Here is a 14,799-nt window from a genome sequence, read left to right as displayed (position 1 = left end):
TTAGTTTTTAAGAAAAAACACTCTTAAACGTCCGTTAAAAATCGTAAATAACCTTGATATATACAAAATATAGATTAAGAATGTGCTTTTAGCCAGTTTTTGGTCACTTCATCCTTGTTTTTAGCTTGCTTAGAAACTTGGAAATCCAGTTCGGCAATGATTTCATTAGAAAAATGCAATCCATCAAGCTTTTCTAGTTGCTGTTGGCTGAAAAGTTGCTTCTTGTCTTCTCTTAAAAGTAAAACCGCTTTATCGACGACCCCTAAAAGGCCCTTAGGTTCTTTTAATTCTCGAATTTTGTATTTGTAATGCAAAAATTGCGGCTAAAGGTACAATAACCCATTCTTTATTGGCAACAGCCTTTTTAAAAGCACTAAAACAATCCTTTTCAGATCCTGTGTTAAATTTATACCCTGCTTCGCTAAGTCCATATTCATACATCATCTTTATCGAAAAACGTGTAATTCCGGCACCAGGATTAATTCCTTGAATATCAGAATTCATGTTTTTGACGACTTCTGGTTTCAAAAGATCGGAAATTTCAGAAACAATTTCGGCCGGTACATAATCAGGAACACCCCATAATGCATAAGGTTCGTAATGCAGTCCTAATTCTATAAGAGGAACAGTTTTCTCTACCTCCGCTTTGTAGCCGCCATGACTCGATGGTAACCAGGCCGAAGCGAGCATGTCTGTAGTTCCTTCTTTTAGTTTTTTGAAATTTTCTTCGTGCGTTGAGTAGATTCTTTCCACTTCAAATCCCATTTCTTGGAGCGTGTTGGTTACCAATGATGCTGCAATATGATGAAACGAAAGATCAGTAACCCCAATTGTTATTTTTTTTGACATGATTTTTAATTTTTATAATTCCCATTTTGATAATACAACCCATACTTGGGTGCTGTACATCAGAAACTTGTTCACCAGCTATCAAATTATCTAGTAATCTGAAATCGGGTGCTTTCGTTCCTAATTACATCATATTGGATAATGCTAAGGATATGATGTTACCTTTTAAAATTAAGTAAAAAAAAGCGCACTCTATTTTTATTTAAAGTGCGCTTTCAGAGATAGTGATTAAGATATATTTGTCATTTCGTGTACAATAAATTCTACTACAGCTCCTTCAGTAGCCTTCAAATAATCAGCTAGATGTTGGTTCCCCATATGTATTTGCCAAAGTTCATAGCTTTCCCAGTTTTCATAAAATAAAAATAAATTGGGATCTTTATTGTCTTGATGCAGATCATAATTAATACAGCCTTTTTCGGTTCTAGTAAAATCTATTAGCTTTAGTAGTTCGGCTTTTACTAAATCTCTTTTTTCTTCTTTTGCTAAAATTCTAGCTACGATAGTCAATTGATTGCTCATAATAATTTGTTTTTAAGTGTGAAATTATTTTTGTGAATACTTTATTTTATCAGTTCTGTTTTAATAATCAAGAATGGAGCTGTGCTTTCGTCTTTTCCATTATTTAAAGCAGCTGTTCTGTTTAATTGATCTACGGTGCTGTAGATAAAACCATCATTGGCAATATGAAGTCCATCAGGCCAAGTTTGTCCTTTTGGCAAAAGTGCAATGTTTTTAAAACCTTCTTTTTTATTTGTTAGGCCAATTGCTTGCTCTTCTATGTTAGTTACATATACATTTTCTTTTTCGTCCACTGCAATTCCGTCAGAATATGATTTTGGAGTATATTCTTCAATATCTTGAATTAGCTTTTCGTCACTGTCAAAACTATTTGCAGGAACTCGATATACTTTTTTACCATGAAGTGCACCAAAATAAACCCATTTAAAACTTGGATCAATTGCGATCGGATTCAATCCAAAACCACCTTCAAAGTCCGGCATCATTGATGAGTGACTTTTGGCCATTCTGCTAGCACTTCCCGTTTTAGTGTCAATAACAATAAAGGCCGGAATCGGAGCACTTTTTAAATCTCCTTGTGTCATATCTGCAATAATCAAACGATTGTTTTTTTCGTCAATTACAAAATCTTGCAAAAAACTGGTAGATTCAATTACATTGGATGGAATTTGGATAGTTTTTACTAGTTTCTCAGTTTTTGTATTCCAAATAATAAATTGTTTTTCTCCCATATCTAATAGCCAAAGGTTGTCTTTGCTGTCTGCTCGAATGGCAATAATAGCCTTAATGACAGAAACGTCGCCTGTGGCATATTTTTCATTTGGATAAGCTACTGTTTTGCCGTCTTTTTTTATTTCGAATACTTTGGTAACTGGAGCCATGAGCGGATTCATAGTAACAAACATCCGTCCACTTTTTGTGATAGTCATGTTTCCTGGTCGTACTACTGCGCTAGTAAAAACTGTTTGAGCAGTTGGTACTTTAGCAATTGTATCTTTTATATTGATTAAAGTTACTTTTTTTTGGCTTTCAGCCCCTCTACTAAGTATAGTAATAGCAATCATTGCCGATAATAAAACTATTTTTGTTGCATTTTTTTTCATCGCGTTTGTATGAGTTGTTTAAATGATGATGCAAAGATATAATGGTTACTTTTAGTCAACGAGGTAATAAAAAAGGGTGTTTATGTACATTTAAAGGTTTGTGTCATTTGTATAGCCTTTTATTGGATGAAAAAAACTATTTTTGTATCAAAATAACATTACAATGCAAGTATTAGAGACTTATAAACCTTTTGAAATACAAGAATTAGAATTAACAGATTGGAAACAACGACCCGTTAAAAACAATTTTTTTGAATTAGTTTTTGTGAAATCTGGTGAAGGAACGCAATGCATCAATTACAATCATTATTCATATAGTTCAGGAAGTATTTTTTTGCTACCACCATTAAAGTGTCATTCATTTGATATCAAAACGCCTTCTAAATTTGTTTTTTTAAAATTTACCGATTCTATTTTTAAAAGTACCAATCGCTTTGCCATTGATAGAAACGAATGGTTCAAAGAAGCTTCCTATATTTTATCCAATTACAATCAGATGCCTGGTGATATTATTAAGAATGATTTAGATCGTCAGCATTTAGAACGTTTAATTGCTATGATTTTACAAGAATCACATAATTATGGCGAAGAATCAATTAGTTTTATTGTGAGTTTGATGATGAGTGTGCTTGAGATTCTCATTCGTAATATTAAAAAGGGAAGTTTTAACGAGTTGCCATCGTCTAATAATGACGAGAGAATCACAAAAATGCTTACTTATATTAATGAGCATATAGACAAGCCAGAACTTATTAAAATTGAAAATCTTGCCAATATTTTTGCAATGTCACCCACTTATGTGAGTGAATTTTTCAGAAAACAAGTCAACATTCCGTTACGCGAATACATCATTAAAGCCAAATTGAAGTTGGTTGAAATTCGTTTACTGAATTCAAATTTTACTTTAACAGAAATCGCTGATGATCTTGGTTTTACAGATGTTAGCCACTTATCTAAAACCTTTAAAAAATATTCCGGAAAATCCATTCGAGAATTTAAAAATGAGGGTGAATATATTCTGTTAAAAAGGAGTAGTTGTACCTTTTAATTGTTTTTTTTGGTGCTTCCAAATGGATCAAAAATTAGTTTTTAAATATAGAAATCCCGTCAATAACAAGATCTGTAGTGTAAATATTTAAAGAGAAATTAGAGATGTCTCCATAGGATACTGCCGAGAAACTTTCTGTCAAAAAGTAGGTAGCGTTATTGAATTCTATTTTCCGAGTGGGTAATTTTCCGCTAAGGTCAACAATTTCGATAAAACCATTTATGCTTTGTGTCTTTGTTTCAAACATTTTTAAGCAAGCATAATCTACCGGCATAGCACCAGATAGTGACAGGAAAATATTTTCTGTGTTGGTAAGTGGTTTTGCTACACCATTAGTGGGATCTTTGCCAATAGTGTATACAAAAGAAGTCAAGTCTAGTACACTTTTTTGATTGTTAAATTGAGAATATAAAGTGAGTTTGAAACTTTTCTCATCTTGTCCATAAATCGAATTTATCGAAAACAATAAGATTGCTATTAGTAATCCAATCTTTGTTAGTTGCTTGATCATTGCTTTTTTTATTGGTATTAGGAATAGTATACAAGAAGTATGTTAACCCATTATTTTTGACTTGATGAAATTGAAAACACTAGGCTGAACGATATCAATTCCTAAACCAAAATTACTGTCAGCTACGTTATGATGCGCAATTCGATAAGCCTCAAAATCTTGGCTTTCAATTTCTATATTTGAAATAGGTTTGGACTCAATGGTCACGATCGCACCGTTTTTTTGAATTTGTTTCGTTGTTTTGTGCGTAAAATAGCGATTGTTGATGTTGGCTTCTTGCACAGTGTACCTTTCTTTTTGATCAATAGTTAGATCGGTAAATAAAGCTATTTCGTATCGTTCATTTTCAAATGTTTGCCAATACAATAAATCTTTATGCGTATATTCTCGCGCATTATCTTTGATTAAAGTACGATCAAAATACATTAAAAAACGATTGTTTTTGCCATCTACATAATACGCCTTGTCAATGGTTGCTTTGTAACAAATAGTAAATTCATTGGCATTTTTATCGTCGCTCACAATGTCGATGGTTGCATTTGGAAAAATGGTTCGCACATCCGTTCCTTTTCGATCACTAGAATAATGCATTGTATGGTATAAAAAGTTGTTCCAACTGTCGATTATTTCGCGCTTGTTAGTGCTTTTGAAATATTTTCGCATATTGTTGGCCCGATTTCCTTTGTAAATGGTAGTTAGAGAAAAGTCGCCTATATTGTTTTTAACAGTAAAGTTTACTTTTTCATCAATTGCAAAGTAGTTGTATTCAAAAGATGGTCTTTTTTGAAGTTCTTGATTAGCACCTATTTCTAAATAATATTTGAAGAAAATAACACCTCTATTTTCTAAATAGCCAAACTCATCTCGCTGTGTCGCATCAACAAAATAAATCTCGTTTTTGTGTTTTATTTTAACAATGGCATGATTAAATGAAAGTAAAGATGGAAAGTAGTGCGCGAGATACACATCAGTATTATAATTCACTAATACAACCGCGGCTTCCACTCCTATATAATCTAGAACGACTTTCATTAAAACGGATTTCGCTTTACAATCTCCTTGTTTGTTTTCGAAGGTTTTAGCAGGTTCTTGCGGCTTATGTCCGTTCATTTCATAAGCATTGTAAATGTAGTTAATGTTGTTTTGCACGTACTCAATGGCAAAACGTAGTTTATCTTCTAAATCGGTAAAAGCATCTATTTTTTCGATTAAGTTAGGCGCAAAATTTTCTAATTTTTGGTGGTCATAAATCGCTTGATAAATTGGAACCATATAATTAGACAATGAATGCCAATCGGATTTTGTAGCAAAGTCGATAAAAGGGTGAATCTCTCTAGTAGAATCTACGGGATTGATGTACTCCGTTTCTTCAAAAACAAATATATCTCCTTTCTCTAGAGACAACACTTCTGGCGTGATGATAGTTCCAAAAGAATCTCTAAAATAGAGTTTTTTGCAAGCTACTGTTTTTTGACGTTCATTAATAAATTGAAACTTATAATGTCCATAAGCCCAATACACATCTGGACCAACCCAAACATACTTTGCAAAATCCCTACGTAAAAATTCATCGGGAGTAAAAGTCTTTACTTTAGTGTCTTCTAAAATTAAAATATCGTACAAACGTAAATCTTTAACGGTAATGTTTATTTTCTTGAAATTATTCAGTACGCCTGTAGCACTTTGGTTTTCTCCATCCAAAACTTTGATTTGCAAATCAGGTATTTTATCAATAAGAACACCTTCTCTCAATACGCTGATGCGATGAATTTGATAGACTTCATTATCCTCAACAATGATTTCATTAATTGATGCTTTTTCTAAGTTTGCTGGTTCATTTAGAGTGTAGGCTAGAAAAGCATATTCGCTATTGCAATAATCTGTGGTATGGTATATTTTGTCAATAAAAAAACAATAATCTCTACCCTCATCATTTTGGGCTCTTGAAAAAGGGGTTTCTTGACATTTTTCTATTATTTGTGCATCTGTTAAACTAACAGCCCAAGCATCAGGTTGTTGTACACGGTATATATTTTCAATAATGGTTTCGCTCATTGTTTTAAAATTTATATCAAAAATAAGAAAAAACTGAAAACGTTAAAGAAAATTGTAATAAATTTGACAAGATTTTTAACATGTATAAAATAATAGTCATTTACCTATGAGCACTTTAAAACAAAAATCAGTAGCTTTTAATATTTACCATCATAAATCGATCTCACTTCCTGATCATAGTTGTCCGTATTGCAAAAATAGAGGTACTTTGAATATGATATTTAGTCAATTATACCGTTCTAATTTACTAGGAAAAGGAGGTTTTAATAAAATTGCTTCGTTAATTTGTGACTATTGTGATACCGAAATTCCAAAAAAAGAATGGGATGCTGATTTAAAAACTTTAAGCAAACAAGAATTAGCACAATTAAAAACTCCAAAAGAACTTAAAAAGCTATATCGAAATTTGGCACTAATGTTTATACTCCCATTCGTTTTCTTAGCCTTGTTCTTGGTATACCAAGTTAAATTCAATGGTGCTAATAGCTCATTAGCTAGAAAAGAAAATCTAAAGGAAATACATGTAAATGATATTTTGTTTGTTTCGATACAACACGATAGAGAGCGAGGTGGTTATGGACTGGTAAAAGTGATTTCGACCAATGTAGAGCAAACGGTTATTAAAGAATACTCGCAACGATATAAGGATTTTTCAGATGGCCGTTCAATTGATTACGAAGATATTGATCAAAATCAATTTAACTCAACAAATATCATTATTCAAACACAAAATTTAATAAAGCACCAAGGATTACTATATCCTAACAAACCTTCTGCAGAGGCTATGTATGGAACTGCTGTATCCAAAATCGAACCTTAAATTAATAATAATCTTAAACTAGATACTATGTTTTTCTTTTACGAAATTAGAGATCATCATCACAAAACAATTGATTTACAGGATCAAACTTGCCCTGTTTGCAAAAATAGAGGCACAATGAAAATGCTTTTTATGCAAAATTATGCCTTTTTCTTTGGGCCAATGATGCCTTATACCAAACATGCAGTTTTAGAATGTGAAAGTTGCCAAACTACGATTCCAAATAAAAAATGGACTAAGGAATTAGAGATTATTTACAAGGACGAAAAAGCAAAACTAAAAACACCTTTGCGATTATGGAGAGGTACAATTGTGATTGTTTCTGTTTTTTTAGGATTGTTTTTATTGATGCAATCTGGAATTAAAAATCCGCTTGGGATGAAAGATGATCAACAAACCGAAGCGGAAAGTAAAGCTCGTTTTGCAGCTATTCAAGTCAATGATGTGATGATGGTTGCGTTTTTAAATGGTGGAGATGCAGGAATAGTAAAAGTGGTTTCTGTTGATGGAAATAAGATTGGTGTAAAAATTAGTGCTATAAAGTATCCTAGTTGGTTAGATGGTTTTGACCTTTCTTTATCCAAAGTAAATGATGCTGATTTTGGTGATGAAATACGTTATTTTGATGCAGCAGAATTTAAAAAGAACAATATCCTAATTGACCCCGAAACCGATAATAAGGCATTTGCAGCAGCAAAATTAATCATAAAATAAACGCCATGTTTGAGCCAGACGATCATTATACCGGTAAACCTAATTTGTTTCAAAAATCATTTAGAGTTTTAATTATGTTATTTGCTATAATTTGCTTTTTGTGGATGTGCTATTATTACTATGTAGAATTTAGTAGTTATGAAGCAGGCAATGATATAAAAATGGATGGTTTTTCTTTTCTCATATACACAATAGGAGGGAAGTGGCTCAATATTGCTGTTGCTTTATTCATTGCAGGATTAATAGGGTATACTGAAGTTAAAAAAATGAAAGCCGATTGGATTATTGAAGAAGATCAACAATCTAAATAAAGAGTCGTAATATAAATTCTCACTATGATTGTATTTTATCAGGAACGTTCTCATCATCATAAGACAATTGATTTGCCCAATGAGACTTGTACCAATTGCGGCAATCGTGGTACTCTTAAAATGTACTTGATGCAAAAGTATGTTTGGTTGTTTGCTCCACTTTTGCCAAGTAAAAAGTATGCAATTATTGAATGTAGTTTTTGTGATAACAAAATACCGAGTTCTGAATGGAATAAAAAGACAGAAGTTATATACCACAAAGAAATAAAGGCAATTAAAACACCAGTACGAATGTGGCGTGGCGCTGTTTTAATGGTATTACTATATTTGATTCCATATACCTTAATCAAACTTAAAGTCTTTAAAAAAGCAACGGTAAAACCTTTAATCGAAACGGTTAATGCTAAAAAAACCGATGTAAAAGATTTTAAAGAAGGTGATGTGTTGTTTATAAGTGCAGACAAAGCCAATAAAAACAATACTAGTTTATATGATTTTACATTGGCTAAAGTAATTAAAATTGAAGGCGACAAAACTAAATTAAAAAAGTATACAGAAACGTTTGATTTTAAAGATCAAAATACCCTTAGTTTGTCTGCGATTGACGATTCAAAATTTAAAGAAGAAATAGTGGTAAAAACAAATTTTTTAAGAGAAGATGAAAGTTTAGTCTATTACACAAAACAAGAAGGAATGCTCGAAAATAAGGTTTTTGGAAAATCTTTAACCATTATAAAATAAAAAAATATGTTCTTTTATACTCTTCGCTCACACCATCATAAAACAATCAATTTACAAGATCAAACTTGTCCTGTATGTAAAAATAGAGGCGTGCTCAAAATGCATTTAATGCAGCAGTATGCTTCGGTAATTTTTCCTATTATGCCAGGCAAAAAATATGCAGTATTAGATTGTGATTATTGTAAAAAAACAATTCCTAATAAATTATGGTCTAAAGAATTAGATGCCATTTATAAACAAGAAAAGAAAGTATTAAAAACGCCTAAAAAATTCTTGCTTGGTTTACTTGTTTTTCTAATGTTAGGGATAAGTCCTTTTGTTTATATAAAATATAAAATTGATCATCCTACAGTTTTAAATCAAGTTAACAAATGGGCTATTGAAAACTGTAAAGTGGGAGACGTACTTTTTGTTGAATTTAGAGATGAAGTAACCGAAAAAAGCGATTTTTCACTAGCAAAAGTGATAAAAATGGATGCAAACAAGACAATTCTTACCACTTATTCTGATAAATTTGATTATAAAGATCAATATGTAATGAGACTTTCTGATGTGGACAATTCAAAATTTGGAACAATAATTGAAGTTAAAACTCCAAAATTAAAAACTTATGGGCACTTATTATATGTTAATCCAACATCAGAAAAATTAAAATATTTTGTCATGGGTTATATCCTTTCAAATATTAAAGAATAATTACAAAATGGAACTAAACAACAACCCGAACAAAGAATTTGAATATTCTGGTTCGACCAAAAAAGATTATGTTGGATTAATGATTTTTGCCATCATAATGGGATCTATCTGTTTTTTACTTGCTTATTATTATAATACACAATTTGAAGCGATCGAAAGAGGAGAAGAAGTACATATATTCAAAGAATTATATAAAATCTATTCTACTTTTGGGAAATGGGCAGTTTTAGTCTTGTTCCTAGGACCAGGCATTGGGATGTTTGTTGGTGCGTATTCTCACTATAAAAAACATGTAGCGGCAAAAAAGAAAGAATGGCAACCTAGTAAAAAAAAAGAGGCTTAATAGCCTCTTTTTTTAAAATTTAACCAATTCAACACGTCTATTTTTAGCTTTATTCGTTTCTGAATCGTTAGGGACTAGGGGGTTTTCAGCTCCAAAACCAGCGGCTTTTAATCGCTTGATATCAATACCTTTGGAAGCTAGAATATACATGACGGTATTGGCTCTTTCTCCAGACAATTGTTTGTTATGCTGGCTATTCCCTGTATTGTCTGTATGACCTTCAATTGATAATTTTAAAGAGGAATTTGTAGACAGTAGATTGTATATTTCATCTACCACTTTTTGACCATCTGGTTTTAAGATTGCCTTATCGGTATCAAAATTTATATCCAAAACCACTTTTCCTTTCGCTTCAATATCTTTTTGCATTTCGCTAGCCGTAGGTGCTTTAATAGTTTGTTTAAATCCTTCAAGTTCTACAACACCCACTTCGCCCGTGGCAGAGTTTGACCAGATTTGGAACATAATTTTTCCATTTTTATGGTTTAACGCATAATGTCTAACAGGATCACTATTCCACGGATCTCCCTGAATATAATTGTACACGGTTCTATCATCTTCTTTGTTTAGTTCCGTTAATTTATCTTTCGGAATTTGTCCTTTGAATAACAAAACAGCTCCAATACTCTCTAAATAACTATCAACACTTTTATCAAATTTAAATTGATTGAAATCGTTTTTCTCTTGAGCCATCTTAAAATGCATTTCGGCTTTTTTACCTTCGGCATTGTAAAAGGAGGTTCCGTTATACATGATTAACTTATTGAAATCAGAAAACACAGTCATTCCGTTCTTAGCTACAGCATTGTGCCCATCGGCTAAAATTACAAAACCATCTGGAGCCGTTATATAAGGAAAGGCTCCAATGTTCGCACTAGATTCGGGTATTTTAGACCAGTCTAAGTCTTTTATAAAAAAATCGGTTTTAGCCGTAGCGTTTCCTCCAACTTCGTTGGCTTCTGTTTCTACGCTTTGTGTAGTAGTTTGCACTGCGTCTTTTTCTTTCTTACAAGAAAAAAGTACGATTCCTAAAGCAAGTATTGCAATTTTCTTCATGGGTTCTATTTTAAATTTAGAAATAATATTGTACTTAAAACAATTGAATTTGGAGCAATCTATAGGTATTGGGGCTGTTCTATTTTGGTTTGGCTATCATTGTATAACAGTGACTCCTTTCATCCAAAAGATATCAGATTCTATAAATCGCAAACTTGTTGCAATGACACGGTCGCTTTTGTCTCTAGGAGATTTTGTGATAAATCGAGCCTTGGAATTGCTGAAATCTAAAGTAAATTTTTGATCAATATCGTTTTTTGAATTGGTTATGAACTGGATCATATTATTCTTTTCAATCCATTTTCCTTTTCCATATTTATTTTCTTCGGTAGGAATTCTATTTTTAACAATGGAGTGATGTTGAAAATTAAAAGTACCGTCTTGATTTAGAGATAAATCAAATTCAAATAAGTGTTCTTCTTTATTCTCTATTACGAGTCTGTAATTGCCAGTTAATTGTTGCGATTGAGCAAAAAGGCCAATACTACATAGTACTAAAAGTGTCGTTAGAAATATTTTCACTGTATTGATTTAAATTACGCTATTTTATTAGATCTAAATTACAAATAAAAACGCTACAAAATCAATTTAAGTATTTGTTTACAATTTGTTAAACAAAAAAAAAGGAGACTTTTCAGTCTCCCATTTAATTTTAAATACTTTCAACAAATTTCGAAAATATTCTCTTGTGCAGTTCCAAATCCATATTACCTGAAAGTGCTGCTCGTACAATATAATCTTTATCGCATTCCTTTGTTGTTCCTTGTGTAGAGGTTGCTGGAATGGTCCAATAGCAACCTTTTAATTGTCCATAACTCACACAAAACTTACTTTCATCTGGAATTTCGGTTATCATTAAATGAATCAGTTTCAAATTCAAGGCTCTTTTATAGTCCTCTTTTTCGGCATCATTTGCTCCTTTTGTTGGTAAATCTAGAGAGAAAACTGAAGGGGTAAAACCTTGTTCAGCAAGTTCATCAGACACAAAATTGATTTTTGCAGCTGGTAAAACGGTATGAATAAAGTTTACAAATTCGCGAGTGTTTTTGTAAGCGTCGGCAATGCGCTGGTTCATAGACGGCAGTTGCTTGGCTAATATTTCGTATTGCAATTCAGTGGCTTCATTATCACATAGCATCAAATGGTTTTCTATTTCTGCCATTAATCCTTTGGTTTTCGTGTTACCTACACAATATCCTGCTGTACATTGTCCGCCACTTGGGAATTTTGATCCACTAGCAAACGAGATGGTTCGCACCGAAGATAATATCTCATTTTCCCCCAAAAAGTGAACATTAGGACAAAATGTTTGATCTAATATAAACACTGGATCAACTGCAAAAGCACCAGATGCTGTTTTGCGTTCAGCGCTTAAAACATTTTTCAACTCAATTAAGTTTGGAACTTCGACTCTTGGATTTGTTGGAATTTCGGCAATAATATACGGTACAGCATCTTCAATCGCAATTTGAGCTAGGACCGTGTTGATACTTTGTACCATATCATTGTCTCCATCAACCAATAAATCGACAATTTCAACATTCTCAATGCAAGCTGCAACACGACGTGCTTGATCGTTTGTACCACCATAACAGTTGGGAGGAACAATGATTTTAATGGCTTTACCTGGATGTTTTTGAACTGCATCATCTATAAGTCCCATTAAAATGGCATATTGAATAGAAAGTCCGCTAGAGGCGACTAATGGTTTTGTTGCGCTTCCTGTAATTTTAGTAATTGCTTCTAGAACCGCAGTTTTATTTTGTTGAAAATTGGTATTCGATCTAACAATTTTGGATTGATCTACTAATGAATGCAAAGCTGTTAAACAATTGGCAGGCGTCATAGCAATAGTCTCACGACGGCGCACATGCTGAATGTCTGAGATGTAAGTTTCGTTTGATAGGCCATTTACGAGTAGAATACTTCCTAAATCATCATAAAGGGTAATATAAAAATCGATATTGGCAGTGCGATGCGTTGCACTTACAATTTCATTTTTGGTCAAGTAAATTGTAGTACCATCAAAGGCTGTTACTTGTTCCTGATTGTCAATTTGCTTCAATTCAAATTGATAGCCATAAATATCTTTTAGTACTTTGCCATCAAAGCAAGCTGGCAAAGAACCCGAATATAGAATTTGGGTATTTTTATGTTCTAATAAATTTTTACGAAGTATGGATAAAACAGGAACAGTATTAGATGAAAAACTAATGGCATTTTCCCATTTTAAGTCATTTAATTGAGCAACTCCCCATTCTAAAACACATGATAATGGGTGTCCTAGACGAATATAATCATAAGCGGTAGGTAAATCTTTTAATGCAGAAAGTTGTGCGTTTGAGTTTGAATATAAAGTTTCTAACTCCTTTAAAAATTGCGTTTTGGCTTGTGACTCATCGTAAATATCAAGTCGGTGAGTGGTGATATTAAGCCAACCAGCAGGCATATTAGCTACAACTTCTTTTATATAATTAAGCATTTTATTGTTGTTCATGGCGGTACTTTTAATTAAGCGACCAAGGTACAGCAAATAGAATTGTTTTAAAAATATGCTTGCTAATTTTAAATCTTTTTTGGCTTTGCGATTTTGTTTGTCGACTGAAGTTCTAATCCCTAAGATAGGTTACTATGAATGTTTTTTGTGTACTAATTTTTGATGGTAATAATAGGCTATGTGAGTTTGTGTAAGATCAAAAAAACAGCAACAACGACTTTAGGACTACTAAAGAAGTTATTGCTGTTATGACAATAGTTGCGTGCTAATTATTTATTTTCATAACGTTCCATCTTCATCGTTGATGGATCAATCATTTGCATATAGGTTTGTACTGATTTGTCTGTCATGAACTTATTCATCGATGCATCAGCATCTGCTTTAGTTTTCCATTTTACAATTACTAAAACTTCATTTTTTTCTTCAGAATCCCCACTTTCACGGCTTATAAAACCAGCTTGAACACTGGTGTAGTTCGCTTGAATTTTAGCGTCTTCTTTCCAAAAATCGACTGCATTGACCTCTGGTTTGTATTTGAAAGTAGTTATTTCTGTAATATACGAACTCTTTACTTGATGACACAGCTGTTTTTTGTGCTGAATCTTGTGATGAAAACTCATCAATGCGAGTACTGCAAAAATTGCAATTATTTTTTTCATTTGCTAATTATTTGAATTCAAGGAATATTTTTAAGTGCGTAATTAGGGTTTTATTTCAAGGTAATAGTAAAATTAGCATCTGGGTTGAAATTAAATCCTTCACCAATTTCAACAACTAAAACCGTACTTGAATCCATTCTTAATTTAGCCGCAGGATCAGATGAAGTAAAGCTTTTTACATTTTGAGCGCTATCAAAAGTAAAGTAATAACGATCTGTTGATCCAGCTTCTAATACTCTGAAAAAGTTACCATAAGTTGCATCACCAGCTTTTGCTACAAGTTTAAAGTTAATTGTACTTTGATTGATGTCAATATCATACAATCCTAATAAGTAAGCAGGGAATTCTACAGATTCTGACAATTTTGCCGTTGCTTCCAGTGAACCTTTTGGCGCATTAAAAACCGTTTCGATAGCCGTTTCTACATTATTTGTCATTGTACCTTGAAAGGTATTGGCTACTTTTACATTGGTACCTAAAGTAATTGGCGTCGTGGTATTGTCGTCACTACTGCATGAAGTAAGTGATAATAGACCAAAAGTAATTGTTGCTAAAAGTAATTTGCTTGTGTTTTTCATTTTAATTTTTTTTAGATTTTTGAAATGTTATTTAACAATGCAAATGTGCGACAGTTGTAGATTTTGTAAAAGGTAGAAATGAATCAATTGATGGTAAAAATGATCCTAAAAGCAAATAAGGTTGGAGTACCAACTTGTCAATGTACTATTTTATGAAAAACGGTTTAATAGCAAGCTTGATTACTAGAATTATAAACAAAAAAAAGCACCTCTAAAAGAGAGGGCACTGAAAAACTACGCATATTTTGATTAACGTCGTTTTCTAGAGATTAAAAAAGCGCTTATAATAGGATTTC

18 protein-coding genes are annotated in these 14,799 nt (G+C 32.4%); 7 read left to right on the top strand and 11 right to left on the bottom strand.

The window, feature by feature from the left end; genetic code table 11:
• Positions 1-74: 74 nt before the first annotated feature.
• The 4 genes from H8R24_RS18305 to H8R24_RS10235 form a co-directional block, all read right to left on the bottom strand.
• On the bottom strand, positions 75-314 hold the full coding sequence (locus tag H8R24_RS18305) for a glycine betaine ABC transporter substrate-binding protein (protein ID WP_222617392.1): 240 nt from the start codon (positions 312-314) through the stop codon (positions 75-77).
• Positions 274-849: a glycine betaine ABC transporter substrate-binding protein gene (locus H8R24_RS10245; RefSeq protein WP_222617391.1), complete on the bottom strand. Its 576-nt coding sequence runs from the start codon at positions 847-849 to the stop codon at positions 274-276. Before H8R24_RS10245 ends, H8R24_RS18305 begins: the two co-directional genes overlap by 41 nt.
• Positions 850-1,077: 228 nt before the next feature.
• Positions 1,078-1,371 (bottom strand): putative quinol monooxygenase, encoded by a 294-nt coding sequence (locus H8R24_RS10240; RefSeq protein WP_187018665.1) that lies wholly within the window; start codon positions 1,369-1,371, stop codon positions 1,078-1,080.
• Between the two features lie 41 nt (positions 1,372-1,412).
• Entirely contained in the window at positions 1,413-2,474 is a 1,062-nt protein-coding gene (locus tag H8R24_RS10235; protein ID WP_222617390.1) for an L-dopachrome tautomerase-related protein, read from the bottom strand.
• Between the two features lie 163 nt (positions 2,475-2,637).
• Between H8R24_RS10235 and H8R24_RS10230 the strand changes: the two genes are divergently transcribed.
• Positions 2,638-3,522, top strand: coding sequence for an AraC family transcriptional regulator (locus H8R24_RS10230; protein ID WP_187018662.1), 885 nt, complete (start codon positions 2,638-2,640; stop codon positions 3,520-3,522).
• 34 nt (positions 3,523-3,556) lie between these two features.
• Here the strand turns inward: H8R24_RS10230 and H8R24_RS10225 are convergent, their stop codons facing one another.
• Together H8R24_RS10225 and H8R24_RS10220 are read right to left on the bottom strand one after the other, a co-directional pair.
• Positions 3,557-4,033: a hypothetical protein gene (locus H8R24_RS10225; protein ID WP_187018660.1), complete on the bottom strand. Its 477-nt coding sequence runs from the start codon at positions 4,031-4,033 to the stop codon at positions 3,557-3,559.
• 42 nt (positions 4,034-4,075) lie between these two features.
• Entirely contained in the window at positions 4,076-6,088 is a 2,013-nt protein-coding gene (locus tag H8R24_RS10220; RefSeq protein ID WP_187018657.1) for a transglutaminase domain-containing protein, read from the bottom strand.
• 106 nt (positions 6,089-6,194) lie between these two features.
• Between H8R24_RS10220 and H8R24_RS10215 the strand changes: the two genes are divergently transcribed.
• The 6 genes from H8R24_RS10215 to H8R24_RS10190 are packed head-to-tail and all read left to right on the top strand — an operon-like array spanning position 6,195 to position 9,713.
• Positions 6,195-6,908 carry a hypothetical protein gene (locus tag H8R24_RS10215; RefSeq protein ID WP_187018655.1) on the top strand — a complete coding sequence of 238 codons (714 nt, stop codon included), beginning with the start codon at positions 6,195-6,197 and terminating at the stop codon, positions 6,906-6,908.
• Positions 6,909-6,935: 27 nt separating this feature from the next.
• Entirely contained in the window at positions 6,936-7,622 is a 687-nt protein-coding gene (locus H8R24_RS10210; RefSeq protein ID WP_187038202.1) for a hypothetical protein, read from the top strand.
• 5 nt (positions 7,623-7,627) lie between these two features.
• Positions 7,628-7,933, top strand: a complete 306-nt coding sequence (locus H8R24_RS10205) for a hypothetical protein (RefSeq protein WP_187018651.1) — start codon at positions 7,628-7,630, stop codon at positions 7,931-7,933.
• Positions 7,934-7,957: 24 nt separating this feature from the next.
• Positions 7,958-8,674 carry a hypothetical protein gene (locus H8R24_RS10200; RefSeq protein WP_187018649.1) on the top strand — a complete coding sequence of 239 codons (717 nt, stop codon included), beginning with the start codon at positions 7,958-7,960 and terminating at the stop codon, positions 8,672-8,674.
• A gap of 6 nt (positions 8,675-8,680) precedes the next feature.
• The gene (locus tag H8R24_RS10195) at positions 8,681-9,370 is read left to right on the top strand and encodes a hypothetical protein (RefSeq protein ID WP_187018647.1); all 690 of its coding nucleotides are present in this window, start codon (positions 8,681-8,683) and stop codon (positions 9,368-9,370) included.
• A 7-nt stretch (positions 9,371-9,377) separates the two neighbouring features.
• Positions 9,378-9,713 (top strand): hypothetical protein, encoded by a 336-nt coding sequence (locus H8R24_RS10190; RefSeq protein WP_187018645.1) that lies wholly within the window; start codon positions 9,378-9,380, stop codon positions 9,711-9,713.
• Positions 9,714-9,725: 12 nt separating this feature from the next.
• On the opposite strand, the gene H8R24_RS10185 is transcribed toward H8R24_RS10190, so the two are convergent.
• From H8R24_RS10185 to H8R24_RS10165, 5 genes are all read right to left on the bottom strand, one after another.
• On the bottom strand, positions 9,726-10,769 hold the full coding sequence (locus H8R24_RS10185; RefSeq protein WP_187018644.1) for an OmpA family protein: 1,044 nt from the start codon (positions 10,767-10,769) through the stop codon (positions 9,726-9,728).
• A 96-nt stretch (positions 10,770-10,865) separates the two neighbouring features.
• Positions 10,866-11,291: a hypothetical protein gene (locus H8R24_RS10180; RefSeq protein WP_187018643.1), complete on the bottom strand. Its 426-nt coding sequence runs from the start codon at positions 11,289-11,291 to the stop codon at positions 10,866-10,868.
• Positions 11,292-11,421: 130 nt separating this feature from the next.
• On the bottom strand, positions 11,422-13,266 hold the full coding sequence (locus H8R24_RS10175) for a PLP-dependent aminotransferase family protein (protein WP_187018642.1): 1,845 nt from the start codon (positions 13,264-13,266) through the stop codon (positions 11,422-11,424).
• Positions 13,267-13,535: 269 nt separating this feature from the next.
• Entirely contained in the window at positions 13,536-13,925 is a 390-nt protein-coding gene (locus H8R24_RS10170; protein WP_187018641.1) for a hypothetical protein, read from the bottom strand.
• Positions 13,926-13,975: 50 nt separating this feature from the next.
• Positions 13,976-14,503 carry a hypothetical protein gene (locus H8R24_RS10165; protein WP_187018640.1) on the bottom strand — a complete coding sequence of 176 codons (528 nt, stop codon included), beginning with the start codon at positions 14,501-14,503 and terminating at the stop codon, positions 13,976-13,978.
• Positions 14,504-14,799: the final 296 nt, after the last annotated feature.

The sequence above is a fragment of the Flavobacterium muglaense genome, assembly GCF_014305155.1.
Lineage (GTDB): Bacteria > Bacteroidota > Bacteroidia > Flavobacteriales > Flavobacteriaceae > Flavobacterium > Flavobacterium muglaense.
Note: the sequence above shows the minus strand (reverse complement) of the source record. Positions and strands in the feature narration are given on the sequence as shown.